We start from the raw sequence: 23383 nt of genomic DNA on the forward strand, positions 1-23383 counted from the left end.
CCTGTCTGCGATAGGTCGCAGGCGCGTGCAAAAAAATCGGTGCGAGCCTTGCCACACTGCAGCGCAGTGTCGGACTTACGGCGAACCAACGGTATGCAGCGCGCAGATGCAATGTGCGTTGGCCATTTGCTGGAGCTGGAGCCACATCGTCGCTTGCGCGCCGTTGTTCTCGGAACGGAAAAGGCAGTGGCAACAGCAGTACGGATCAGTGATCAGCGATGTGCCAGCAGCATTGCGGGGTCGATGACGCCGTGCGGCTTAGAAGACGTGCGGCGCCGTACCGATGTGCGCGGACTCGGCAGCGCGCAGCTTGCGTTCGCAGCAACGAGGGCAATGGTTTCGCCGCTGCGACCGACGTACCTGTGCGACACATCGGGCCACACATACCGCCAAGCTGCGATCCACCGCGGGAAGGCGAAGGCCCATCACCGGCGCGCGTCGTCATCGCACCACGCGGGCTCGACGCGCGCGGCAGCAGCAGCGCGCCCGCCGCCTGCATGCCCCGGCCATCGGCGCAGGGCAGGCCGGTTGATCGGCCTCAGCCGGCCAGCTGCTTCTTCACCAGCGTGGACACCAGGCCCATGTCGGCCTGACCGGCCAGCTTGGGCTTGAGTGCGCCCATCAGCTTGCCGATATCGGCAGGGCTGCTGGCGCCCGTCTCGGCGACGGCCGCCTGGATCGCGGCCACGATCTCGGCTTCGCCCATCTTTGCCGGCAGGTAGCGCTCGATCACCACGATTTCCTCGCGCTCGATCTGTGCCAGATCCTCGCGGGCGGCGCCTTCGTACTGGGTCACCGAGTCCTTGCGCTGCTTGACCATCTTGTCGAGCACGGCAATGACGGCGGCATCGTCCATTTCGACGCGCTCGTCCACTTCCTTCTGCTTGATCGCGGCATTGATCAGCCGGATCACGCCCAGGCTGTGCTTGTCGCCGGACTTCATCGCAGCCTTCATGTCTTCGGTGAGCTGTTGCTTGAGGGACATGCTGTACTCCTGGGTGACGTAAGGGGGATCGCCGACAGGCGCCGCCGAGATGGCGGGTAACCGGCGTGCATGCAGCGACGCGGTGGCCGGGCCAACTGCCTCGGCACGCACGGCCGCGTCAGGCCAATACAAAAAGCCGGCGACGCTTACGCGTGCCGGCTCTTGGGTTCCACTCCGAGGGGCCGCGCCTACAGCGCCTGCCCACCGGCGAAGAACCGCGATCGATCAGTACAAGCGCTGGCGCTTGGTGACGTCGCGCGACGAGCGACGCAGCTGACGCTTCACAGCAGCGGCAGCCTTACGCTTACGCTCCTGGGTCGGCTTTTCATAGAACTCGCGCTTGCGGGTCTCGGCCAGCACGCCGGCCTTTTCGCAGGTGCGCTTGAAACGGCGGAGCGCAAATTCGAAGGGCTCGTTCTCGCGGACTTTAACGCTGGGCATGGGTTCTCCAGATAATGGGATTTCCGTCCGGGAGCCCCGGGCGGGTGCGAGCGGACTCGCGTGACGGAATTTCCGGGTTGCCCCGGCGAGCCGCGCATTATAACGACTTGGGAACGGCCTGCAAGCCCCTGGCGCAATCGAGTGGATCCAGGGCGCCGGAACGTGCGTGCTGCCGCAGTTGGCTGGCCATTCTGCGGTTGCGCAGCATACCTGCGGAGACCGGTTTGCGCGCGGCAAAAGCTGCGAAAATGTCGCCCATGAACCTGCCTGCCGAACTGTCATGAAAGTGCTTGGGATCGAATCATCCTGCGATGAGACCGGGGTGGCGGTGTACGACACCGCGCTGTCCGGCGTGCCGGCGCTGCGCGCCCATGCGGTCTACAGCCAGATCGCGCTGCATGCCGAATACGGCGGCGTGGTGCCGGAGCTGGCCAGCCGCGACCATGTGCGCAAGCTGCTGCCGCTGATCCGCCAGACCCTGGACGAGGCCGGGTTGCGCATCGATGAGCTGGACGGGGTGGCCTATACCGCCGGCCCGGGCCTGGTTGGTGCCTTACTAGTAGGTGCGGGGGTGGCGCGCGCGCTGGCCTGGGCGCTGGAGGTGCCGGCGATCGGCGTGCACCACATGGAAGGCCATCTGCTGGCCCCGTTGATGGAAGACGACCCGCCGCAGCCGCCGTTCGTGGCGCTGCTGGTATCTGGCGGCCACACCCAGCTGGTCTCGGTGAAGGCGCTGGGCGCCTACGAAGTGTTGGGCGAAACGCTCGACGACGCCGCCGGCGAGGCCTTCGACAAGACTGCCAAGATGATGGGGCTGCCGTATCCGGGCGGCCCGCAGTTGGCGGCGTTGGCCGAAACCGGCACGCCGGGGCGCTACAAGTTCGCGCGGCCGATGACCGACCGCCCCGGGCTGGACTTCAGTTTCAGCGGGCTCAAGACCCAGGTGCTGCTGGCCTGGCGCGGCAGCGACCAGTCCGACACCACCCGCGCCGACATCGCGCGCGGGTTCGAGGACGCGGTAGTGGAGACGCTGGCGATCAAGTGCCTGCGCGCGCTGGACGCCGCCGACTGCAACACCCTGGTGGTGGCCGGCGGCGTGGGCGCCAACAAGCGCCTGCGGGCCCGCCTGCAGGAGGCCGCGCAGCGCCGCGGCGGCCGGGTCTGCTTCCCGCGCCCGGCCCTGTGCACCGACAACGGCGCGATGATTGCTTTCGCCGGCGCGCTGCGCCTGGAAGCCGGCGAGCACGCCGATGCCGCGGTGCATGTGACGCCGCGTTGGGATATGGCGACGCTTGCGCCGCTGGCGGCGGCGGCGCGGGAGTCGGGAATCGGGAATCGGGAATCGTAAACGCCGTTCTCCGGTCCATTCTGTACCGCGCTGTTGCTGGTTTTGCTTTTCACCATTCCCTATTCCCAACTCCCGATTCCCTATTCAATGGACAAAGTCTTTATCGAAGGTCTCGACATCGATGCGTTGATCGGCATCTATGACTGGGAGCGGCGGATCCGGCAGACGTTGCGGTTCGACCTGGAGATGGGGTTCGACAACCGCATTCCGGCCGCCAGCGACGACATCGCCGACACGCTCAACTACAAGGCGGTGAGCAAGCGGCTGATCGAGTTCGTGCAGCAGTCGGAGTTCGGGTTGGTGGAGACCCTGGCCGAGCGGTGTGCGGCGATCGTGCTGGAGGAATTTCAGGTGCAGTGGCTGCGACTGAAGTTGAGCAAGCCGGGCGCGGTGCGCGGCGCGCAGGCGGTGGGCGTCATCATCGAGCGCAGCCGCAGCTGATCTGGCGCTCCCACTGGGGCAATAGACGTTGGTGTATCGAGTTGGAGAAGTGGCCGATCCGCCGGCAACCGGGCTCATCCAATTGCCGGGATCACTGGCGCTGCTGGGGACAGCGTCTGCCGCCGGCTGCGCGAACTGCGTCGCATTGCCGCCCCGAACAGCTGAATCCGAGGCTGAACCGGGGTGGGGACTTTCACCATCATGGTCGCATCAGGCTAGAATTGCCGGCCATGTAAACGTTTTCTCAAGGATCTCATGGCTGCTGATCGCATCGACTCCCTGATTGCCCGCATGACCGTCGAAGAGAAGGTCGGCCAGCTCGGGGTATTCGCCGACATGGTGCGGCCGTTCGCGCCGGACGTGAATCCCGAGGCCAATGTCCTCAATGCCGACGAAGTGCTGCAACAGGTCCGCCAGGGCCGGGTGGGCTCGCTGTTCAATGGTGTGGGCGCTGCGTTGGGCGTGCAGATCCAGAAAGTGGCGGTCGAAGAAAGCCGCCTGGGCATTCCGGTGATCCTGGCCGCCGATGTCATCCACGGCATGCGCACGGTGTTCCCGATCCCCTTGGGCGAAGCGGCAAGCTTCGAGCCGGAGCTGGCCGAGCGCACCGCGCGGGCCACCGCGATCGAGGCCACTGCTGCCGGCCTGCACTGGACCTACGCACCTGCGGTGGACATTGCACGCGACCAGCGCTGGGGCCGTGGCGCGGAAGGCGCCGGCGAAGACGTGGTGCTGGGCATGGCGTTTGCCGCCGCGCGTGTGCGCGGCTTCCAGGGCAGCGATCTCAAAGCCGACGATTGCCTGCTGGCCACGCCCAAGCATTTCGCCGCCTATGGCGCGGTGGCGGCCGGCATGGAATACAACACGGTGGATATCGCCCCGCAGACGCTGCGCGATGTGCATCTGCCGCCGTTCAAGGCGGCATTCGATGCGGGCGCGCTGACGGTGATGTCGTCCTTCAACGACATCAACGGCGTTCCGGCCAGCGCCAACCACGAATTGCTCACCGAGATCCTGCGCGGTGAATGGCAGTTCCCGGGCGTGGTGATTTCCGATTACACCGCCGACATGGAATTGATTGCGCACGGCTACGCGGCCGATGAGCGCGACGCCACCAAGAAGGCGTTCCTGGCCGGTCTGGACCTGAGCATGCAGAGCGGTTTCTATGCCGCGCATCTGCCGTCGCTGGTGGAAAGCGGCGAGGTGCCGATGGCCACGCTGGACGCCAGCGTGCGCCGCATCCTGCAGCTGAAAGAGGCGATCGGCCTGTTCGACAATCCGTACCGCTCGCTGGATCCCGCACGCGAAGCCGATACCGCGCATCTGCCTGCGCACGATGCGTTGTCGCGCGATGCGGCGCGGCGTTCGATCGTTCTGCTCAAGAACGAAGGCGACCTGCTGCCGCTGAAGAAGAGCGGGCAGAACATCGCGCTGATCGGCCCGTTCGTGCAGGACCGCGAAAACATCGAAGGCTGCTGGACCCTGTTCGGCGACAAGGAACGGTACGTCACGCTCGAGCAGGGCGTGCGCGCGGTAGTGGCGGCTGACAACCTGAGCGTGGTGGCCGGCTGCGGGCTGGAAGAGCCGTTGCCGGGCGGCATTTCCGCGGCAATCGATGCCGCGCAAGCTGCCGATGTGGTGGTGCTGGCACTGGGCGAGCCGCAGCGTTTCAGTGGTGAGGCGCAGTCGCGGACCGAGATCACGCTGCCGCCGGCACAGCAGGCGCTGGCCGAAGCGGTGGCCGCCACCGGCACGCCGATGGTGATCCTGTTGCGCAACGGCCGCGCGCTGGCGCTGAGCGGTGCGGTGCGCGATGCCGATGCGATTGCGGTGACCTGGTACCTGGGCACCCAGACCGGCACCGGCGTGGCCGACGTCCTGTTTGGCGACTACAACCCGTCGGCACGCCTGCCGATCAGCTTCCCGCAGGTGACCGGCCAGCAGCCGTATTTCTACAACCATCTGCGCACCGGCCGCCCGGAATTGCCCACGCTGTCCGAGTACAAGGCGCGCTGGCGCGAGATGCCCAACGAGCCGCTGTACCCGTTCGGCCACGGCTTGAGCTACACCACCTTTGCGTATGCGGCGCCGCAACTGAGCACCACGCAGCTGGGATGGGAGCAGACGCTGACCATCACCACGCGCGTCACCAACACTGGCGCGGTGGCCGGCGAAGAAGTGGTGCAGCTGTATGTGCACGACCGGGTTGCCAGCCGCGTGCGCCCGGTGCGCGAGCTCAAGGGATTCCGCAAGGTGCTGCTGCAGCCGGGCGAGAGTGCGGAGGTGGTGTTCACCCTGCAGCGCGATGCGCTGGCGTTTACCAACCCCAAGGGCGTGTTCGGCGCCGAGCCGGGGTTGTTCGATGTGTGGGTGTGCGCGTCGGCCAAGAGTGGCGAGCCGGTGTCGTTCGAGTTGCTGGAAAGCTGAGGCACCCACCATGGCGTGGCCTGCCGCAGTGCAGGTCACTCGGTTGTGTGGATGCAACGCGGGTCTCTGGGTTGGAGACCTGTGACTCAGGCCAGGCGACGATCACACACGTCGTTCGCATGCGAGTGCATAGCGGCCCATCAGCGTTAGCGGTCAACGCGCTTGCCGCTGCGCGCAACTTTTTGTCGAAAGACATACATGCTGCAGAAGTACGTGTCGCAGAAAAAAGCGCCGATCACTCGGCGCTTCGCATCATGACCATCGCCAGCACGCGATGCGTGCGTGGCGATGGCATGACTCCCCTACTCAAACTCGCTGGTTCACGCATCTTCCTCGACAGCGCCGGTGCGCTTGGGTGTCAGCTTGAGCAGACGGCCGGTGCTGCCGCTGGCCTCGTCTTCCAGCAGCCACAGCGCGCCATCTGGACCTTGCTCCACCTCGCGGATGCGCGCGCCCATGTCGTAACGGGCCAGTTCGCGCGGTTGTTCGTCCAGGGACACCTGCACCAACGCCATCGACGACAGCCCGCCGATGAAGCCATTGCCGCGCCATGCCGGGAACTGCTTGCCGCTGTAGATCACAAACCCCGCCGGCGAAATCACTGGCGTCCAGCTGATCTTGGGCGCAGCGAACTCCGGGCGCGTGTTGTGATCCGGGATGGGCGTGCCGTCGTAGTTGTCGCCGTTGGACACCACCGGGTAGCCGTAATTGGCGCCACGCTGGATCAGGTTGAGCTCATCACCACCGAGCGGGCCCATTTCGTGTTCCCACAGTTTGCCCTTGCTGTCGAACGCGATGCCCAGGATGTTGCGGTGGCCCAGCGACCACACCTGCGCGGCAACTCCACCTTGCGCAGCGAAGGGGTTGTCGGCAGGCACACTGCCGTCGTCGTTGAGACGAATCAATTTGCCCAGGTTGGCCTGCATGTCCTGCGCGGGCGTGAACTTCTGGCGTTCGCTGGAGCTGATCCACAGCTTGCCGTCCGGGCCGAAGGCAAGGCGATGACCGAAGTGGCCGTTGCCGGTCACCTTCGGGTCCTGCCGCCAGATCACCTTCAGGTCCGACAGGCTGCCGCCGCCGTTTGCGTCCAATGTCAGCTTGGCACGCGCCACGGCCGCGCCGCGCACGTCGCCCTCGCCAGGTTCGGCGTAGCTCACGTACACCAGCCCATTGCGGGCGAACCGCGGATGCGCCAGCACATCGCCGAAACCGCCCTGGCCGCCGTAAGCGACGGTGGGGATGCCGGTAATGGCGCGTTTGCGCTTTGTTTTCAGGTCCAGGCGCATCAACGCGCCACGCTTTTCGCTGACCAGCAGGCTGCCGTCGGGCAGGAACGTCATGGCCCACGGCTCATCGAAATCGGCCACGGTGGTGGCCTGGAACGGCCATTGCGCCTTGGGAATGGACGCTGCCGGCGCGGTGGCAGGTGCGGCAAATGCGGCGCCGGTGGCAAACAAGCTGGCCGTGCAGGCCAGGGCAAGCAGACGTCGAACTGACATGAGGTCCTCCAGGGGATGAGGCACGGTCACGTCGCAGCCCTCCCACAACGTGTCCCGCGTCGGGTTTTCAAGTACCTTACACGACGCCGTCCAGGCCGCCCTTGTCGTAGATCACCATCTGCGAGACCGCCGGGTCCCCTCTCGATGCTTCACCATGAAAAGGAGTTTCCATGGCTGTCACGCAGAAAACCTCGTTTGCCTTTGTCGCCGCATCGTGGGCCGCCTTGCTGCTCGGTGGCGGCGCCTATCTGGTCGGCCTGTGGAATGCCGAAATGCTGCTCAACGAAAAGGGCTATTACTTCACCCTGCTGTTGTTCGGCCTGTTCGCATCGGTATCGCTGCAAAAAAGTGTGCGCGACCGTGTCGATGGTATTCCGGTCACCGGGTTGTATTACGCCATCTGCTGGTTCTCGCTGATTGCAGCGCTGTTGTTGCTGACCATTGGCTTGTTCAACGCAACACTGCTGCTCAGCGAAAAAGGCTTCTATGCGATGGCCTACGCACTGAGCCTGTTTGGCGCGGTCGCGGTGCAGAAGAACACGCGTGATGCGATGGATGGCCCGGCGGGGTCAGTGCGCCGCGCCGTCCCGCCTGCGCTGGACTGACACTGCACCAGCTGGTACGTGTTAACGCGAAACGCCACCTCAACGGTGGCGTTCTGCGTTCTTGGCGTGGTCATCGCCACTGACAAACTCTGCAGCGCTTTCCCATGCGCGCCGCACGGCATGGCGGGCCTTGCTCCAGCTCAACGATGAAGACCCACGATTGGCATCCCAGTCACGATGCAGTTCGGCTTCCACCTGATCGTAGGCGCGTGCCATATCGCGCACGCGTGCTTCGTGGCCGGCAAGATACGCGGCTTCATAATCTTCGTAGCGATCGCCTTCGGCGTAATACGGCTCCTCGGTGAAACGCTCGCGCCAGTATTGCGAAACGTTCTGGTTGCGGCCTTCGTCCGGGGCACGGCCGGGAATCTGGTAGGGAACGTTCATGCGCGTCTCCGTCGTTCGAATGTGCGAAATACCCTAGGGCGGCGGTTGTTAACTGCATGGCACGCCGGGTGATGGGTAGATCAAACTGTGGTGCTCGTGGGTGTGTTGTCCAAGCTGAAGTGGTTTGCTCGGAGTATGCGATTGAGCCCGCATCGCATTTCCGCTGATGCTTCAGGTCGCCGCTGACGCGGCTTCATACGGCAACGGCGTTGCCCCTGCGCTCACCAGCGCGGTCTCCGCATTGTGGAGTTCCTGTTCTTCGGCATCGATCACCACCAGCACGCGACCGGCTTCGATCTCGTCTTCGAACTGGCGTCGCACCGGATCCGGCACGGTGGCGCCCACCAGCGCGGACGACCACGTGCCAACCAAAGCGCCCGCAAGGGCCATGACACCGGCGCCAGCGACAGTGAGCCCAATTGGCGGCACCGCGATGGCGACCAATCCTGCGACCAGGCCCGCGGCACCGCCGGTGGCAGCGCCGCGGGCGGCGGCGGGCAGGAAGTCGGTCTTGGCGTCCTTGCGTTCGTCGGGAACGCCTTCCACTTCGATATCCGAACGCGCAATCAGTGAGAGCGCATCGTTGTCGAGCCCCGCGCCGCGCGCGGCCTGCAGGACGCGTTGGGCACTGTCGACATTCGGTGTGCTGTAGACACGGCGCAGCTTCATCGCAACCTCCCGCAGGACTGTGCGTGGCAGCGTCATGCGCACGCGGTTAGTCGTGCGTGAGCGCTGCGCGAGCGCGGCGCGAAGTGCTCAGACCGGCTTGCGCGGGAATAGGTAGAACACGCAGCCCACCAGCAAGGCCAGCCCGGCGGCGGCGAGGTTCTGCCAGCTGGCGCTCGCCAACAGGCCAAGCGACAACAGCAGGGCGGCGATGGGAATGAGCGGGCCGCCGGGTAGGCGCAAGGCATCGGTGCGCGCGCGATAACGGCGTGCCAGCACGATCACCGCCGCCGCCGTGCCGATATAGGCAAACAGTCGCGTGACCATCGACAGCAGTGCCAGCTGCGTGAACGAGCCCGACAAGGCCAGCGCCAGCGACAGCACGCCTTGCGTGAGCACGGCTGCCGCCGGGGTGTGGAAGCGCGGATGGACGCGCGCCAAAAAGGCCGGGCCGTAGCCGTCCTGGGCCAGCGCAAATAAAAATCGCGGGCCCAACATCACTGTGTTGCTGGTGGTGCCCAGGATGGAGATGGTGGCGCCCACGGTGAGGATCAGCGCCAGGGCTTCGCCACCGAAGCGGCTGGCGGCATCGGCCAGTGGCGTCGGCGATGCCGCGAGATTCGGCAGGGTGCCCTGCGCCACCACCTGCACGGCGGCATAGATCAGGGTCACGGTGACGATCATGGTGATCAAGGCGAACGGCACGTCGCGGCGCGGGTTGCGGTACTCGCCTGCAGCGGCAGGGATGTTCTCGAAGCCGGCATACGCAAACAGCAACAGCAACGCGGCTTCGCCAAGGTTACCCAGGTCGCGCAGGTCCGGCGTGCTGCCGGCAAAGGCCCACGACCAATCCACGTAAAACAGGCCGATGGCCACGAACAACAGCAACGGCACCAGCTTGCCGATCACCAGCGCCACGCCGGTGCGTGCGGCTGACTTCACCCCGATCACGTTGATGGCGGTGAGCAAGCCCAGCGAGCCCACCACCACAAGCAGGCGTTCCCAGCCGTTGCTGCCGGCGGCCGGCCAGAAGCGCGCCACCGCATCGGCCAGCCCGTTGCTCAATGCAGCGGCCGAACTGATGCGTGTCAGCCAGATCATCCAGCCGATCTGGAAGCCGGTGAACGGGCCGAAGGCTTCGCGCGTATACAGATAGCTGCCGCCGGGCGTATCGAAATAACTGGCCGCCTGGGCGTAGCACAGCACCAGCAGCGCCACTGCCAGGCCGGCCAGCATCACCGCCCACAGGCTCATCGGCCCCAGCAGCGCGGCCGTGGCCGCGGGCAGCAGGTAAATGCCGCTGCCGATCACATCGTTGATCGACAAGCCCACGATCTGCCAGCGACTGACCGCGCGCACCAGCGCGGGAGATTCATCGCCCTGGCTGCTCATGGCGTGGCCTGCGCCAGTGCCGGCAACTGCCAGCTGCGTTGCAGGCGCGCGTACTCGGCACGTGGCAACAGCACGAACAGCGGCGCGTCCTCGGGCTTCAACCAGGCGAGCAAGCGTTGCATGTCTGACGGCGCCATCGCGGTGCAGCCGGCGGTGGCATGGCCGGGGCTGCGCCACAGATGCGCGAAGATGCAGCTGCCGCGGCCGGGAATCGCCTGTGGGTTATGGGCAATTACGAATCCTTCCTGGTAGCGCGCATCGCCGGGCTGGCGCAGATCCAGGCGCATCGGTTCGGTCGAGCCGGCCACCGCGGCCTTGCCCACCTGGTCGGCATCGACGATGCGGTTGTACAGCGGCGAGCTGGGCACATCCATGCAGTAGTGGCTGGCCTGCATCGGCTGGTACGGCATGGCGCTATCGATCTGCGGCGCATAGCCGAACGCGGGGCCGATGGCGAAGATGCCGGCCGGGCTGCGGCCGTCGCCCTCCCGTTTTTGCGGGCCTTGCGTCTGGGCCGGGTGCAGGCCCTCGCCCCAGGCGCTGCCATGCTGGCCCAGCGCAACGGCAAACGCCGGTGCGGCCGGTTGCCAGTGGCCATCCACGCGGTGGAAGGCCTGCAGCCGCGCCTGGGTGCTGTCCCAGTCCGCCGTGGTCACCACGATCAGGGCGCGTGCCGCCTCCAGTGCCGGCACCGGTGCGGCGCTGCTTGCCGCACTGCTGCTCAGCAGGACCGCCAGCACCACGAAGGATCGAAACAACACAGCGATGCGCATGCAGGCTCCAGTGATCACTGACCAGCGGCAGACACCGCTGCAAAGGGGGCGGCGCGCACCGTATTGCCGTTCGGCACTGCACGCCTGATCGCTACTGTACCCAGCAACGCGCGCGCCTGCGCATCGGTGGATGCAACGCAGCGCTGCGCGGCATGTGCGCCGATCAGGGCAACAGCTCCAGCCCGCGGATGCGCCGGATGCCCAGGCCGGGCGCGTCGTCGATATGAATCTGCGCCTCATTGAAATGCACGCCGCCCTCGGTGGGGTCGAACTGCCCCAGCGCCGGCGCATCCAGATCGGCCAGGGTAATGCTGTCGGCCTTGGCCACCGCCAGATGCACTGCGGCGGCGACGCTGATGCTGGATTCGATCATGCAGCCGATCATGCACGGCATGCCGTACAGCGCAGCGATATCGGCAATGCGGATGGCTTGCGACAACCCACCGGTCTTCATCAACTTGATGTTGACGATGTCGGCCGCGCGGCGCTGGATGAGGTCGATCACCTGCGCCGGTGCGAACACGCTTTCGTCGGCCATTACCGGGGTGTCGATATGGGCGGTGACGAACGCCAGGCCATCGAGGTCGGCAGCCTTGACCGGCTGCTCCAGCAACTCCGGAGCGATGCCTGCATGCTCCAGCGTGCGCATGGTGCGCACCGCCTGTTTGGGCGTCCACCCCTGGTTGGCATCCAGCCGCAGCGATGCGCGGCCTTGTACCGCAGCGTGAATCGCCTGCACGCGGGCCAGGTCCGAGTCGATGTCCTTGCCGACCTTGATCTTCAGCGCGCGGTAGCCACGCGCAAGCGCGTCGTGCACATCGGCCACCATTACCTCGATGGGATTGGCGCTGATGGTGATATCGGTGGTGATGCGCGGAGTGCCGCCGCCCAGCAGCTGATACAGCGGCGCATCGAATGCCTGCGCCCACAGATCGTACAGTGCGATTTCCACCGCGGCCTTGGCACTGCTGTTGCGCTCCAGCGCCTGCTGCACCAGCCCGCATAAGCGGTTGAGATCGGCCACGTCCTGGCCGACCAGGCGCGGGCCGATGCAGTGCGTGATGGCAGCGATGATGCTGGCATGCGTCTCGCCGGTGATCAGCGCGGTGGCGGGCGCAGCGCCATAGCCGATGTGGCCGCCGTCGGTCTGGAGCAGCACCACCACGTCCTCGATAGCCTGCACCGTGCGCACCGCGGTCTTGAACGGGGTTTTCAACGGCACGCGCAGCATGCCCAGGCGGAAACCGGTGATCTTCATGGCAAGGCCGTAGCTGCGACGCGTTGGATGCGGGTGATGTGGTCGATGAAGGGGGTGCCGTCGCCGGCGAGCAGCGGCAGCAGCGGCGTGACCGAGACACCGTTCAAGCGCGCGCGCTGCAGGGCGCCGGCGGCATCGCGGTAGCCCGCACCGGCCACGTCGTGGATCACCCACGGCGTGCCCTGCACATGCCCGATCACCAGCATTACGTGGCCGGGGATGTAGATCAGGTCGCCCACCTGTAGCCGCGCCAGCTGTTGCTGCCGTTGTGGCAAGGGAGCGCGTTGATCGAAGGGCACGCTGTGCAGCACCGGGCTGCGCGCCTGGTCGCCGGTATTGCGTGGCAGCGCGATGCCGAGGCTGCGATAGACATCCAGCACGAAGCCGCTGCAATCGCGTGCTGCATAATCGTTGCCCCAGCCGTAGCGCTCACCCAGGAACTTGAACGCCTGGCGCAGCAGTGCTGCCTCGCTGAGCGGCAACGCACCGATGTGCACATCGGCACCACGCGGCACCAGCGCCGGCACCAGCTGCAGAGCACCGCGCGCATCGCGCTGTGGCAGTTCCACCACGTACGCGGCGAGCGGCAATTGCCCGTTGACCGGCGTCTGTGGCGGCCAGCGCGGCAGCAGCGGCAGGTTGGTGCCCATGTCCAGCGTCAGTGCGGAGACCGACGGCAATTCCGGCGTGTAGGCGCTCTGCACGCGTGCGCCAGTCACCACCAGGCGCGGGCCGCGTTGTGCGTAGTCGAGCACCTGCGCGCGCGTGCCCACCGCCAGCTGATCATTGGCGACCCAGGCGGCGTAGTTTTCGGCCAGCACAAAGCGCCACGCACCGTCGGCACTGGTGTGCAGCACGGCGACCGGCGTGCCGGGGTAGAGCGCCGACTCCTGAAACCGGTCGATATCGCGGTCGTCTGGAGTGGTGAACACCCGCTGCGTGGTCGGGAAGGTGCGCAAGGCGGCGCGCTGCACCACCAGGGCATAGGCCGGCATGATCCGCGCGGGTAACGCATCCAGCGCCAGCGATTGCCGCAATGCATCCAGCTGCGCTGCAGTCAGCGTCTGGCCGTCGGTACTGTAGAGCGTGCGCGTTGGCGTTGCCGACAGCGTCTGGATCCATGCGCGCACCTGCGCGGCCGTCAGCGTGGCGGGCAGGCGCGCCAGGTCGTGCGTGGAGGCATCGTCACGCAACAGCCGTGCATTGAACGCGGCGATCTGCGTGCCAGACATGCGCGGCGCGTTGGCCATGTCGCTGCGTGCGATCCAGTAATCGGCCTGCAGCTGCGCGTCGTTCACGGCGAATGGTGCCTGCAGGGAAGGCGAGCTGTCCGCGCACGCCATACCGCTGGCGAGCATCACGACCAGACAGAGCAACCATAAGCACAGAGGGCGCGACACAGGCATGGCAGGAGTTCTCGACGATGGCCGCGGCCGGCATGCTGCGAAGCGTTTAGTCTAGTCGCGTTGCGCTGTGCCCGCGCGGCGCTCACCCGCACGTGTGCCCAGGCCGGCGCGCGTCGCACCTGCCTGCGTTTGCGGTCATTGAAGGAGAACCGGATGCCCCCTCGTCCTCGTGCGTTGCACCTGTGGTCACGTGCCGCGCTGTGCGCGGCGGTGCTGCTGCTGGGCGCGTGCGCGCATGCGCCGCAGCGCAACCCGCTGGCCCAGTGGGTGCCGTCGCCAAACCAGGATGCGCGGCGCCCGCTCCTGATCGTGCTGCATTTTACCGACCAGCACTCCGTGCAGCAGAGCCTGACCACCTTGCGCGGCCGCAACAGCGGCGGCCGGGTCAGCGCGCATTACCTGATCGGCGAGGATGGCCGGCGCTATCAACTGGTCGCCGACAGCGCACGCGCCTGGCATGGCGGGGCCGGGCGCTGGGGCACCATTACCGATATCAACTCGGCCTCGATCGGCATCGAGTTGGACAATGACGGCCACGAGTCCTTTGCCCCGGCGCAGATCGACAGCCTGCTGGTGTTGCTGGAGGACCTGTGCACGCGCCTGCGCATCCCGCGCACCCAGATCGTCGGGCATGAAGATGTCGCGCCCACACGCAAGAACGACCCCGGTCCCCTGTTCCCGTGGAAGCGCCTGGCCGATGCCGGCTTCGGCCGCTGGCCGGCCGCCGACAGCCCCGCCGCGCCCGCCGGCTTCGACCCCTGGCAGGCACTGGCCCTGCTCGGCTACAGCCTGGACGACCCCGCCGCTACCCTGCAGGCCTTCCACCACCACTTCCGCGGCAATGACGCCAAGGTGCTGGACGCGGAAGATCTGCGCATCCTGTTTGCGTTGACGCGACCGTTGACGGTACCGGCGACGGCGCTCGTTCTGGCAGCTGCGCCCGAGGCGAACTAGCGCCCACGGGTTCGCTCCGAGTCGCTGGATCGGCCGGCGATCGAAGGCAGAATGCCCGCGCGGGCCACATGGCAAAGGATGGCCCGCGGACTTCCTGCAGGCCCGGGTTGAAGCCAAGCACTTAATCCGCCCACATCCGGTGGGCTGGCTTCCGAAATCTACTGGGTCTACCGCGCATTCTTGCTAGGATCGGCCCGCCAAAACCTGGAAGGATGTCGCGTGATGAGGCTCAGGAAGACACTGCTGTGGGCGGCGACCATGCTGATGCTGGGCGGTTGCTCGGAGAAGGCCAGCGACGCGGCGCCTGCGGGCACGCCGGCAGCGACAGCCACCGCCGCGCAGGCCGCACCGGCGCTGGCACCCGCAGCGCAGCCGCAACACGTTGCCGTGGAGTTGCCCACGCCCGGCAAGGTGCTGAACGATGTTTACGGGATGAAGGGCGATGGCTCGGAGTCCTACACCATCGATAATGGCGCGACCGCCACCTTTTGGTACGGCTACCGCTTCGACCTCGGCGGCAAGCACTACTACACGGGGTTTGCCAATACCGGGCCGGGCAAATACGGCAAATCCGAAGAAGAAGACATCCCTGATCCCAACGTCGGGGTGAGTATCAGCCAGGCCACTTATGTGCTGGACGAGACAGGCGGCAAGCCGACCTGGACGCTCTTCCACGCGCAGCAATGGGCGGGCGATTTTGGCGCAAACGAAAAAGCCGACCCGCTCGATGAGAAGCGCAAACCCCAGAGCACGCAGACAAAGGACGGCCATCTGCTGCTCGCAGTGCCGACCACCCGGTTCGCCACCGGCGTCACCCTCTCAGACTTTGCCATCTTTACGTTCGACCCGAATAAAAACGACCTGGGCGATTACAAGGGCTGGGTCTATCTGGGCACCGTGGTGACCGGCGACGACAACAGCGCAGCCTGTGACGACGAAGGCACGATGAAATGCGTCACCAGCACCGGCACGCTGAGCTTCGAGCCGGCCAAATCCGGCCGGATGCCGTCGCTGCGGGTGGTCATGCAGGGCACCACCGTTTCCGGCCCAGGCAAGATCCGCACCCTCGGCGCAAATGACGCGGTCACCTACACCTATGACGCGGCGAAGCAGGCATATACGCCGCTGCTGGATCGCTAAAAATGTTGTTTAAGGTCTCCTTCTTATTGAACGTGTCCTTGAAGGACTATCACCGCAGCTGGAAATATAATGGGCACTGATTCACTGATCGTCTAGAACTCCCATCCCGATCCGTGCAAGCCAAAAGGATGAATTCCATCAATGGTCACCGTCAAAGTCCTTCGTCTTTCATGTCTGCTTGCGCTATGCGGGCTGGCTGCATGTAGTGGCGAATCTTCCACGCCAGCTCAATCAACCGCGTCTGCTTCACCGAACGGATCCAGTGCGCCAGCTTCCGCCTCACCTACCGACGATGTGGCATTTGCCGCTGATGCACAGCCTTCCAGTCCGCAAGCTACCCAGGCGCAGGCTGCGCCTGGGTCATCAAAACCAAAAGGAGATTCACCCTTGCTGCGACCTTCCTATGACGAATGCATTACTAACGCCGCAGGTGCAACCCCGGCAATGCTGGATTGCATCTCTGCTGAGCACGAGTACCAGGATTCCCGCCTGAATAAGGTCTACAAGGCGCTGATTGCGAAGCTGGATGGCACAGAGCAGAGCAAGCTGCGCGATCAGCAGCGGCAATGGATCGCTGATCGCGATGAAAAGTGTTACTACGATCCCGATAGCGGGCAGGCGGGGCGCGTAGATGCTGCCGAATGCCGTCTCGACATGACGGCGAGTCGAGCAGCCGAGCTTGAATCGCTTTGAATTCCGCGTTTCTCGTGACAACTGTAATTTGGTTCTTAGATAAGGAGATGTGCGATGAGCAACAAGGACTGGGAGTTGGGTCAAACCTCTAAGCATTACGAAACCGGCGGGCGAGGCGCAAGTACAGTGTCGTCCGGTATCGATGATCCGGGCGGTGTTTCTTACGGCTCTTATCAGATGACGTCCCAGGTCAAGACAAAGGAAGGCAATGTCATCGTTGGAGGTACCGTTGCGGCCTTCGTGAAGAACAGTAAATACACCGACGATTTTGCGGGTTTGACGCCTGGCTCTGCCGATTTCAGTGCCAAGTGGAAGGAGTTGGCTAGGACCGATGCTTCTTTTCCGCAGGAGCAGCACGACTACATCAAGCGGACGCATTACGACAAACTGGTGGACCGACTGAGCGACAAAGGCGTGGATCTGTCCGACCGTGGTCCGGCCGTGCAGGATGCGCTGTGGAGCACTGCTGTGCAGTACGGTCCGGGAAGCGATAAAAAGCCCGGCGGATCTGGCGTTTTTTTGAAGGGGCTGGAAGAGAAGTTTGGTAAAGATTACGAGCTCTCCAAGCTTTCCGACAAGGACATCGTTAGTGCAGTGCAGGATTACAAAGCCGAGCACGTCAAGGGGCTTTTTCCTCGTGTTGAGAAGCAAAAAACGCTGGATTCCCTGAAGGATCGCGCTGAGAACGAGAAAGCGGATCTGATCGAACTGGCAGACCCGGATAAGACGGTTGCCAAGGCGAGCCAAGAGCCTGCAGCACATGACCGTTCTCAGCTGGAAAAGCACGGCGCCCATAGTGTAGATAAGGGCGATGGGGTCCTGAAGCGCAATGAGCAGGGCGCTCCAGTGAAGGAGTTGCAGGAAAAGCTCTCCAAGCTGGGATATCTGGATGCGAAGGATGCCATCGGCACATATGGTCCCAAAACCGAGGCTGCGGTAGAGAAGTTCCAGCAGGAAAATCGGTTGAAAGGCGTGGATGGCAAGGCTGGCCCGGAAACACTTGCATCTATCGACAAGAATGTGCAAAGGCAAGAGGGAGTTGAGCAGCTGCGCCGCGATAACCCGCTATTCGATCAGGCCGTCAAGCAGCTGGAAAAACAAGGGCCGAACGGCGGTTTCCAGAATCGCGATGAGATGCAACGCGCCGCCAGCCAAGTAGCATTTGAAGCCAAGGTGAGTGGTATGTCGCGTATCGATGAGTTGGTGCCGAGTACCAATGGCAAGGGCTTGATTGCAGTGGAGCGAAACCCCAATAACCCGCTCGATGTGAATCGTGCCTACGTGGACAAGCAACAGGCCGCAGCGGTGCCGCTGGAGCAGAGCCAGCAACAGCTCACAGCGGAGACGCAGCGGCAAAGTCAGGACGCGCAGCAGCGCACGCAGACCGCGCAGACACAGACGGGCCCGGCGCGCTGAGCAAGCTTATGCGGATGACGTTGTGACCTGTTGAGACAGCAGTCGCCAACCCGGTGATCCACCGGGCTGGTGCTGCCCAAGTGTCGGCATTGCTTGGATATGTATCGTTCCGTGATCTCTGTTTTCTGATTCGTAAGTCCAAAGTCCAGCAACAACTGATCCAACTTGGTCGGATCCGCATGGCAGCATGCGATCCGGCAAGCGTGTCTTTCTGACCATCTCCGCGTATCCCGCCCAACGGGCCGATGTCCTATGCTTGGCGCATGCCATACCCATGCTTCAGCGCAGATAACACCTCGCAGACCGTCTGCACCTCGATGCGTGTTTGGCGGTGGTCGCTCGCACTAGCTGTTCTATGCGCAGAATTCAATGTAGCGGCCACTCCCACGATCTCGCCAGCCACCACGGCTGCAGAAGCGGGGTTGATCGATGTGCGCACCCTTGCGCCCAACATCGATGTCGACATGCGGTACGCCGGGCGCGACAACTTCACTGGCCGCGTGGTGCCGGGCTATGCGGCACCGACCTGCTACCTGCTGCGGCCGGCCGCCGAGGCGTTGGCAAGGGTGGCACGGGCGGTGGAGGCTGATGGCGAGCGCCTGCAGGTCTTCGATTGCTATCGCCCGGTGCGTGCGGTGCAGGCGTTCGTCGCATGGGCGCGTGATCTGCAGGCGCAGTCGACCAAGGCGCAGTACTACCCGCGCGTGGACAAGCGCGCGTTGCTGGGCGATTACATCGCCGAGACCTCCGGGCACAGCCGCGGGGCCACGCTCGATCTGGGGTTACTGACCTGCAAGCGCGGAACCTGCGCGCCGGTGGACATGGGCACGCCGTTCGATTTCTTCGACGCCCGGGCACATACCGACGCGCCGGACATCAGCGCAACCCAACGCGCACACCGCCAGCGCCTGCTGCGCGCAATGGCGGCGCAGGGCTTCGTCAACTACCCGATGGAATGGTGGCACTTCACCTTTCGTCCAGAACCCACGCCCGACACCGCCTACGACGTGCCGGTCAACTGAGGAACCTGCCATGTCCGATCCGGAACGCTTCGTCGATATCGCCTGCCCGTATTGCGGGGAATGGATCACCCTGGCGCTGGATCTGTCCGGCGGCGACCAGCATTACATCGAAGACTGCCAGGTCTGTTGCAAGCCCATTTCGGTGAGCGTGCAGTGGGATGAGGAAGGCGAAGCGCAGGTCAGCGCACGTGGGCAGGACGACGCCTGAGCGCTAGGCGGCTTTGCGCAGGTCTGGCGAGCGAACAGTCCACCGCGTAACGATGTTGCGCCGCCGAACGAATGAGTGGAATGAGGCGTTAGCCCACTTCGCTTCGCTTGCCGCACCGGTGCTGCGGCAGCGGCCGCTGGCTGCACGATCCAGTGGCGCGCCAACCACAGTGCCGCGCGTGGTTGCCCCGCGCACTGCGGCTAGACTGGGGCGTCTCTCGCGCTGGAACGCCTTTTAATGAATTTGCCTCTGCACTTTGGCCTGCTCGGATCGCTGGAAGCCGGCCTGATCGCCCTGGTGATCGGGGTATTGCTGTTTGCCGGGGTCGAGCACCTGGGCCGGCGTCTGCAGTTCACCCATGGGCACACCCTGGGCATCGCCTGCCTGTTGGCGGTGGCCATCGGCGCCGGCTACGACATGTGGCATCTGGTTTACACCAGCGTGGTGCGGCTCGAATCACCGCTGTATGCGCGCGTGGCATTGGCCAAGATCCACGACCCGAATGAACTGGGCTCGCGCGTGGTGCTCGAAGTAGCCGGTGCGATCGCCGGTGTAGTGCTGGGTTGGCGATTGTTCAGTTCCGCGACGTGGGACGATGACGCGCCTGCTGCGTAAAAGCGGCCATCAAAACGAGCCTCAAGTCTCAAATTCGCGGTGATTGAATGGGGCGCTTCTGTTTGGCTCACGCATGCCTAACAGCCGCCTAAACGCAAAGAATTGTTGGGTGGTTAAGAGGACGTTTTGCGGCAAATCAGGGCGGGTTGAACGTTCATTTGCGATAGGTAGGGTGGTGTCATGTGCGGCGACACCGTGCATTCCCAAGACAAGGAGACCACCCATGAAGACCCGTAACCGCACCTCGCTGATCGCTGCCACCGCCGCCCTTGCTGCCGCTCTGGCGCTGCCGGCCATGGCGCAGAGCGCCTCCCAGGATGCTGCGCAGCCGGCGCAGACCGGTAGCTCGGCCACCAGCGCACAGCCGCAGTCTGGCGGTGGTCAGACCTGGGCCAGTGTAGACACCGATAGTGATGGCGCCATCAGCAAGCAGGAAGCGCAGGTCAATGCGGGTCTTGCGCAGATTTTCGATAGCGCGGACGGCAACACCGACGGCAAGCTGACCCCGGATGAGTACAAGGCCTTCGTCGCCAAGCAGAGCGGCGGCGCGACCGGTTCGCAGGGGCAGTAAGCTGCAATCCTCATAGCTGTAGCGTTCTTTCCAACCGGCAGAAACATGTAGAACTCAACGCGATGTTTACCCACTGACATGACGATGGAGGTGCGAAATCAGCCAACCACTGCATGAGCGCCGCGCGCGCTGAGAACATTGTTAGGATCAACACACGGGAGCGGCCTGCCAGGGTCGCTCCCGTTCTGTTTACGTCTCCCGGGTTAACGTGCACTGCTTTCCTGTGCTTGGCGGTCATCTATGTCTGTGCATCTCACGCTACTGATCGGCTTGTCGGCAACGGGCATTGTGTGGGCCGCCCCACCGGAACTGCCGCCTGTCACGCCTGCGCCGGCCCCGGCCGCGCCTGGATCGAGCACGCAGACCATGGCGCCGCTGCCGATTGATCCACCGGCACCGGCCAGCACGCCGTTGTTGCCCGCGGCGCCCGCGGCGACATCCGGTGCAAAAGGCGGTGCAGAAGCGGCGCTGCCCAGTCAGGCCGGGACCCTGGGCCCGCGCAGTTTCCGCAGCCTGGATAGCGATGCCGATGGCTCGCTGACCGCTGCGGAAGCCGGCGCGGACCCGGTGCTGCGCGAGAATTTCGCCCGGTTCGACAGCAATGGCGACGGCCGCCTGTCGCGGGACGAATTCGCCAGCTACCAGCCCGGTCCGGGCGACGCGGCGGGGGACTGAGGGGCGGGATTGAGATGCCGGTGCCGCCGCCAACAGGCGCGCTGCCGTGGTCAGCAATCCGCATCTTCCAACCGCGCGACGGTTGTTGCAGCCTGCGTTGACGACGGCTCGCCACACGCCGCCAGCCACGCTGAACCCGGCCATGCGCGCTGCTAGACTTGCCCGATGACTCCCATTGCACAGCGCGACGGCCAGGTGATCCAACTGGTCGGCTTCGACGGCGACGACACCCTCTGGAAGAGCGAGGATTACTACCGCACGGCCGAAGCGGACTTCGAGGCCATCCTGTCCGGCTATCTGGACCTGGGCGACAGCCGCATGCAGCAGCATCTGCTGGCAGTGGAGCGGCGCAATCTCAAGATCTTCGGCTACGGTGCCAAGGGCATGACCTTGTCGATGATCGAAACCGCGATCGAGCTAACCGAGGCGCGCATCGAGGCACGCGACATCCAGCGCATCGTCGAGATCGGCCGCGCCACGCTGCAACACCCGGTGGAGGTCATTGCCGGCGTGCGCGAGGCGGTGGCTGCAATCGCCGCCGACTACGCGGTGGTGTTGATCACCAAGGGCGACCTGTTCCATCAGGAGCAGAAGATCGAACAGTCGGGGTTGAGCGATCTGTTTCCGCGCATCGAGGTGGTGTCCGAGAAGGATCCGCAGACCTATGCGCGCGTGCTGGGCGAATTCGATCTGCCGCCGGAGCGCTTTGTGATGATCGGCAATTCGCTGCGTTCGGATGTCGAGCCGGTGCTGGCGATCGGTGGCTGGGGCATCTACACACCGTATGCGGTGACCTGGGCACACGAGCAGGACCATGGCGTGGCAGCGGATGAGCCGCGCCTGCGCGAAGTGCCGGACCCATCCGGTTGGCCGGCCGCCGTGCGCGCGCTGGATGCGCAGGCGGGGCGCCAGCAGTAAGCTGAGCCTGCACTGCCGGGTAGGACGGCACGGCGCGTTCCACCGCACTGCAGTGGACAGGACGTTTTTTGGAGCGGCGCGGCGCGCCACCGAGCGAGGAGGGAATCTGATGAAGGTGTTTTGGTTGCTGCAAGCGTCCACTGCGCGTGCCTGGGTGTTGGCGGTGCTGTGCTGTTCCTCGCCACTGCTGGCAGCGGAGCTGGAGGAAGAGCGCGTCAACCCCAGTGAGGTGGTGTTCCGGCAAGGCCAGCCTTACTACGACGATGGCGGCACCTTCGTGCAGCTGCAGACGCGCCGCATCGATGGCGAACTGGTGTATGTGCGCAAGGTGCGGTTCGACCCTGAAAACGGCTACGTGGACACGCAAGGCGACAGCGTGGCGCGTTTACAGCCACGGTCAGGTGCGCGCCACGCTGCTGGCGATGACGGCGCGAGTCCCTGGGCACGTGGCGGCTACGGCGATGGCTACGGCTACGGCGCGATCCGGCTCGTGCCAGCCGCAACCGCCCCTACGGGCAGATGTACTACGGCAACGGGCTGTACGGCCCGGACCCGTACAGCAGCCCGCACAACCGCGATGCGCGCCAGCGGTATGTCGGCCCGGGTTACATCGGGTCCTGCGATCTCAGCGGCTGCCGTGAAGTGCACTACTACGGCGTGTACGACCTGCGCTGATGCGCCACCGGCCTGACAGCCGCACATGCTTGCGGCATCATCTGCGCATGCCTGTGTTGCGCGCCCTGTCGCTTCGAACCGTGCCGCTGCTGCTGGCGCTGCTGCTGTTGCTGTTGCCTGCATGGGCTGCTGCGCAGAGTGCACCAGCGCCTGCGCCGGCCGATGCAGCGACGGGACAGGAAACCGCGCCGGCAGTGATGCCGGGCACCGGCGACGCCTGGGTGGACCAGCATCTGGCCGATATGGGCAGCTACGCGCAGCGCTATCCGGACAGTTTCATGGACGAGGTGGCGCGCTACGCCGGTGTACACCGCGGCTATGTGCAGGCGCTGCTGCAGGTGCACGGCTGGCATGCGGGGGACATCTATTTCGCGTGTTTCTGGGCGCAGACGGTGCAGCTGTCCTGCCGCGACACCGTGCGCGCTTTCAGCCGCGACCATCAAGACGGCTGGCAGGGTGTGATCACGCGGCTGTCGGTGGCGCCGGACACGGCGCACCTGCGTGCGTTGCGCCACGCGATCGTGGCCAGCTACGACCGCTGGGAGCGGCCGATCACGCTGGACGCGCTGCTGCGCCGCCAACTGGGTGACCATACCCAGCGCCTGGAAGCGGCGCGCGAGGCCAGCGAGGCGGCCGAAGCAGCGGTGCAGGCCGGGTTGTAGCGCGGTAGCTGTCGCGCGGCAGCGCGATGGTGCAGGCGCAACGGGCGCTGCGATGGAGTTGCCGATGACGGCGGCACGGCGCAATGACGCGACACCGCCCAGCATGGCGCGCGAGCAACGCCGAACGGCGCCTGGCAGCGCTGCTGTCTGCCAGCCAACACGCGATGCCGATGCTGCCGTGCAGCTGGCCGCCAGCCGGCAGGGTC

At 65.0% G+C, this 23383-nt stretch carries 24 protein-coding genes and 1 pseudogene; 16 read left to right on the top strand and 9 right to left on the bottom strand.

All coding sequences use genetic code 11. From position 1 onward, the window contains the following. Positions 1–538 precede the first annotated feature (538 nt). Both ACD584_RS02575 and rpsU read right to left on the bottom strand, forming a co-directional pair. Entirely contained in the window at positions 539–985 is a 447-nt protein-coding gene (locus tag ACD584_RS02575) for a GatB/YqeY domain-containing protein (protein WP_011038898.1), read from the bottom strand. Between the two features lie 225 nt (positions 986–1210). Then, positions 1211–1426 (bottom strand): 30S ribosomal protein S21, encoded by a 216-nt coding sequence (gene rpsU, locus ACD584_RS02580; protein ID WP_002808376.1) that lies wholly within the window; start codon positions 1424–1426, stop codon positions 1211–1213. Between the two features lie 280 nt (positions 1427–1706). Here rpsU and tsaD point away from each other — a divergent pair, with 280 nt between their 5' ends. From tsaD to ACD584_RS02595, 3 genes are all read left to right on the top strand, one after another. Next, positions 1707–2774: a tRNA (adenosine(37)-N6)-threonylcarbamoyltransferase complex transferase subunit TsaD gene (tsaD, locus tag ACD584_RS02585; RefSeq protein WP_070693540.1), complete on the top strand. Its 1068-nt coding sequence runs from the start codon at positions 1707–1709 to the stop codon at positions 2772–2774. An 87-nt stretch (positions 2775–2861) separates the two neighbouring features. Then, entirely contained in the window at positions 2862–3215 is a 354-nt protein-coding gene (folB, locus tag ACD584_RS02590) for a dihydroneopterin aldolase (RefSeq protein WP_040941956.1), read from the top strand. A gap of 255 nt (positions 3216–3470) precedes the next feature. Beyond that, on the top strand, positions 3471–5642 hold the full coding sequence (locus ACD584_RS02595) for a glycoside hydrolase family 3 N-terminal domain-containing protein (protein WP_070693538.1): 2172 nt from the start codon (positions 3471–3473) through the stop codon (positions 5640–5642). A 320-nt stretch (positions 5643–5962) separates the two neighbouring features. On the opposite strand, the gene ACD584_RS02600 is transcribed toward ACD584_RS02595, so the two are convergent. Then, positions 5963–7141, bottom strand: a complete 1179-nt coding sequence (locus ACD584_RS02600) for a PQQ-dependent sugar dehydrogenase (protein ID WP_014506333.1) — start codon at positions 7139–7141, stop codon at positions 5963–5965. 170 nt (positions 7142–7311) lie between these two features. Between ACD584_RS02600 and yiaA the strand changes: the two genes are divergently transcribed. Continuing rightward, the gene (yiaA, locus tag ACD584_RS02605) at positions 7312–7746 is read left to right on the top strand and encodes an inner membrane protein YiaA (protein ID WP_012439434.1); all 435 of its coding nucleotides are present in this window, start codon (positions 7312–7314) and stop codon (positions 7744–7746) included. 39 nt (positions 7747–7785) lie between these two features. On the opposite strand, the gene ACD584_RS02610 is transcribed toward yiaA, so the two are convergent. The 6 genes from ACD584_RS02610 to ACD584_RS02635 all read right to left on the bottom strand — a co-directional run bounded on the left by ACD584_RS02610 (position 7786) and on the right by ACD584_RS02635 (position 13628). Then, entirely contained in the window at positions 7786–8133 is a 348-nt protein-coding gene (locus tag ACD584_RS02610) for a hypothetical protein (RefSeq protein WP_014506334.1), read from the bottom strand. Between the two features lie 171 nt (positions 8134–8304). Beyond that, positions 8305–8802 (bottom strand): hypothetical protein, encoded by a 498-nt coding sequence (locus tag ACD584_RS02615; RefSeq protein ID WP_076036578.1) that lies wholly within the window; start codon positions 8800–8802, stop codon positions 8305–8307. A gap of 87 nt (positions 8803–8889) precedes the next feature. Then, positions 8890–10191, bottom strand: a complete 1302-nt coding sequence (locus ACD584_RS02620; protein WP_076036577.1) for an APC family permease — start codon at positions 10189–10191, stop codon at positions 8890–8892. Then, on the bottom strand, positions 10188–10964 hold the full coding sequence (locus tag ACD584_RS02625; RefSeq protein ID WP_076036576.1) for a L,D-transpeptidase: 777 nt from the start codon (positions 10962–10964) through the stop codon (positions 10188–10190). Before ACD584_RS02625 ends, ACD584_RS02620 begins: the two co-directional genes overlap by 4 nt. 163 nt (positions 10965–11127) lie before the next feature. Beyond that, positions 11128–12222, bottom strand: a complete 1095-nt coding sequence (locus tag ACD584_RS02630; RefSeq protein ID WP_076036575.1) for a dipeptide epimerase — start codon at positions 12220–12222, stop codon at positions 11128–11130. Next, on the bottom strand, positions 12219–13628 hold the full coding sequence (locus ACD584_RS02635; RefSeq protein ID WP_139328376.1) for an SH3 domain-containing protein: 1410 nt from the start codon (positions 13626–13628) through the stop codon (positions 12219–12221). Before ACD584_RS02635 ends, ACD584_RS02630 begins: the two co-directional genes overlap by 4 nt. 153 nt (positions 13629–13781) lie before the next feature. Here ACD584_RS02635 and ACD584_RS02640 point away from each other — a divergent pair, with 153 nt between their 5' ends. From ACD584_RS02640 to ACD584_RS02695, 12 genes and pseudogenes are all read left to right on the top strand, one after another. Continuing rightward, complete coding sequence (locus tag ACD584_RS02640; RefSeq protein ID WP_076036573.1) at positions 13782–14582, top strand: N-acetylmuramoyl-L-alanine amidase; 801 nt, start codon at positions 13782–13784, stop codon at positions 14580–14582. Between the two features lie 222 nt (positions 14583–14804). After that, positions 14805–15722 carry a hypothetical protein gene (locus ACD584_RS02645; RefSeq protein ID WP_175611594.1) on the top strand — a complete coding sequence of 306 codons (918 nt, stop codon included), beginning with the start codon at positions 14805–14807 and terminating at the stop codon, positions 15720–15722. Between the two features lie 387 nt (positions 15723–16109). Next, entirely contained in the window at positions 16110–16415 is a 306-nt protein-coding gene (locus ACD584_RS02650) for a lysozyme inhibitor LprI family protein (protein WP_043921563.1), read from the top strand. Between the two features lie 54 nt (positions 16416–16469). Continuing rightward, complete coding sequence (locus tag ACD584_RS02655) at positions 16470–17831, top strand: peptidoglycan-binding domain-containing protein (protein WP_076036570.1); 1362 nt, start codon at positions 16470–16472, stop codon at positions 17829–17831. A 317-nt stretch (positions 17832–18148) separates the two neighbouring features. After that, entirely contained in the window at positions 18149–18853 is a 705-nt protein-coding gene (locus tag ACD584_RS02660) for a M15 family metallopeptidase (RefSeq protein ID WP_011038882.1), read from the top strand. A gap of 10 nt (positions 18854–18863) precedes the next feature. Beyond that, positions 18864–19061: a CPXCG motif-containing cysteine-rich protein gene (locus ACD584_RS02665; protein WP_011270049.1), complete on the top strand. Its 198-nt coding sequence runs from the start codon at positions 18864–18866 to the stop codon at positions 19059–19061. 237 nt (positions 19062–19298) lie between these two features. After that, on the top strand, positions 19299–19676 hold the full coding sequence (locus tag ACD584_RS02670) for a hypothetical protein (protein ID WP_011038880.1): 378 nt from the start codon (positions 19299–19301) through the stop codon (positions 19674–19676). A 223-nt stretch (positions 19677–19899) separates the two neighbouring features. Beyond that, a complete protein-coding gene (locus tag ACD584_RS02675) occupies positions 19900–20247 on the top strand; it encodes a hypothetical protein (protein WP_011038879.1) in 348 nt (115 codons plus the stop codon). 240 nt (positions 20248–20487) lie between these two features. Beyond that, the gene (locus ACD584_RS02680; RefSeq protein WP_076036569.1) at positions 20488–20922 is read left to right on the top strand and encodes an EF-hand domain-containing protein; all 435 of its coding nucleotides are present in this window, start codon (positions 20488–20490) and stop codon (positions 20920–20922) included. 165 nt (positions 20923–21087) lie between these two features. Beyond that, entirely contained in the window at positions 21088–21840 is a 753-nt protein-coding gene (locus tag ACD584_RS02685) for an HAD family hydrolase (RefSeq protein WP_057673473.1), read from the top strand. A 109-nt stretch (positions 21841–21949) separates the two neighbouring features. Continuing rightward, positions 21950–22515: pseudogene (locus tag ACD584_RS02690) on the top strand (hypothetical protein). Next, complete coding sequence (locus ACD584_RS02695; RefSeq protein WP_057673469.1) at positions 22515–23177, top strand: hypothetical protein; 663 nt, start codon at positions 22515–22517, stop codon at positions 23175–23177. Before ACD584_RS02690 ends, ACD584_RS02695 begins: the two are co-directional and overlap by 1 nt. The last annotated feature ends 206 nt before the right edge of the window (positions 23178–23383 follow it).

This window comes from Xanthomonas sp. NCPPB 2922 (genome assembly GCF_041520885.1).
Taxonomy (GTDB): domain Bacteria; phylum Pseudomonadota; class Gammaproteobacteria; order Xanthomonadales; family Xanthomonadaceae; genus Xanthomonas; species Xanthomonas campestris.

Bases quoted from the DNA above. Each gene is read 5' to 3' on its own strand.
- ACD584_RS02575 (WP_011038898.1), bottom strand. From the start codon at position 985: ATGTCCCTCAAGCAACAGCTCACCGAAGACATGAAGGCTGCGATGAAG.
- rpsU (WP_002808376.1), bottom strand. From the start codon at position 1,426: ATGCCCAGCGTTAAAGTCCGCGAGAACGAGCCCTTCGAATTTGCGCTC.
- tsaD (WP_070693540.1), top strand. From the start codon at position 1,707: ATGAAAGTGCTTGGGATCGAATCATCCTGCGATGAGACCGGGGTGGCG.
- folB (WP_040941956.1), top strand. From the start codon at position 2,862: ATGGACAAAGTCTTTATCGAAGGTCTCGACATCGATGCGTTGATCGGC.
- ACD584_RS02595 (WP_070693538.1), top strand. From the start codon at position 3,471: ATGGCTGCTGATCGCATCGACTCCCTGATTGCCCGCATGACCGTCGAA.
- ACD584_RS02600 (WP_014506333.1), bottom strand. From the start codon at position 7,141: ATGTCAGTTCGACGTCTGCTTGCCCTGGCCTGCACGGCCAGCTTGTTT.
- yiaA (WP_012439434.1), top strand. From the start codon at position 7,312: ATGGCTGTCACGCAGAAAACCTCGTTTGCCTTTGTCGCCGCATCGTGG.
- ACD584_RS02610 (WP_014506334.1), bottom strand. From the start codon at position 8,133: ATGAACGTTCCCTACCAGATTCCCGGCCGTGCCCCGGACGAAGGCCGC.
- ACD584_RS02615 (WP_076036578.1), bottom strand. From the start codon at position 8,802: ATGAAGCTGCGCCGTGTCTACAGCACACCGAATGTCGACAGTGCCCAA.
- ACD584_RS02620 (WP_076036577.1), bottom strand. From the start codon at position 10,191: ATGAGCAGCCAGGGCGATGAATCTCCCGCGCTGGTGCGCGCGGTCAGT.
- ACD584_RS02625 (WP_076036576.1), bottom strand. From the start codon at position 10,964: ATGCGCATCGCTGTGTTGTTTCGATCCTTCGTGGTGCTGGCGGTCCTG.
- ACD584_RS02630 (WP_076036575.1), bottom strand. From the start codon at position 12,222: ATGAAGATCACCGGTTTCCGCCTGGGCATGCTGCGCGTGCCGTTGAAA.
- ACD584_RS02635 (WP_139328376.1), bottom strand. From the start codon at position 13,628: ATGCCTGTGTCGCGCCCTCTGTGCTTATGGTTGCTCTGTCTGGTCGTG.
- ACD584_RS02640 (WP_076036573.1), top strand. From the start codon at position 13,782: ATGCCCCCTCGTCCTCGTGCGTTGCACCTGTGGTCACGTGCCGCGCTG.
- ACD584_RS02645 (WP_175611594.1), top strand. From the start codon at position 14,805: ATGAGGCTCAGGAAGACACTGCTGTGGGCGGCGACCATGCTGATGCTG.
- ACD584_RS02655 (WP_076036570.1), top strand. From the start codon at position 16,470: ATGAGCAACAAGGACTGGGAGTTGGGTCAAACCTCTAAGCATTACGAA.
- ACD584_RS02660 (WP_011038882.1), top strand. From the start codon at position 18,149: ATGCGTGTTTGGCGGTGGTCGCTCGCACTAGCTGTTCTATGCGCAGAA.
- ACD584_RS02665 (WP_011270049.1), top strand. From the start codon at position 18,864: ATGTCCGATCCGGAACGCTTCGTCGATATCGCCTGCCCGTATTGCGGG.
- ACD584_RS02670 (WP_011038880.1), top strand. From the start codon at position 19,299: ATGAATTTGCCTCTGCACTTTGGCCTGCTCGGATCGCTGGAAGCCGGC.
- ACD584_RS02675 (WP_011038879.1), top strand. From the start codon at position 19,900: ATGAAGACCCGTAACCGCACCTCGCTGATCGCTGCCACCGCCGCCCTT.
- ACD584_RS02680 (WP_076036569.1), top strand. From the start codon at position 20,488: ATGTCTGTGCATCTCACGCTACTGATCGGCTTGTCGGCAACGGGCATT.
- ACD584_RS02685 (WP_057673473.1), top strand. From the start codon at position 21,088: ATGACTCCCATTGCACAGCGCGACGGCCAGGTGATCCAACTGGTCGGC.
- ACD584_RS02695 (WP_057673469.1), top strand. From the start codon at position 22,515: ATGCGCCACCGGCCTGACAGCCGCACATGCTTGCGGCATCATCTGCGC.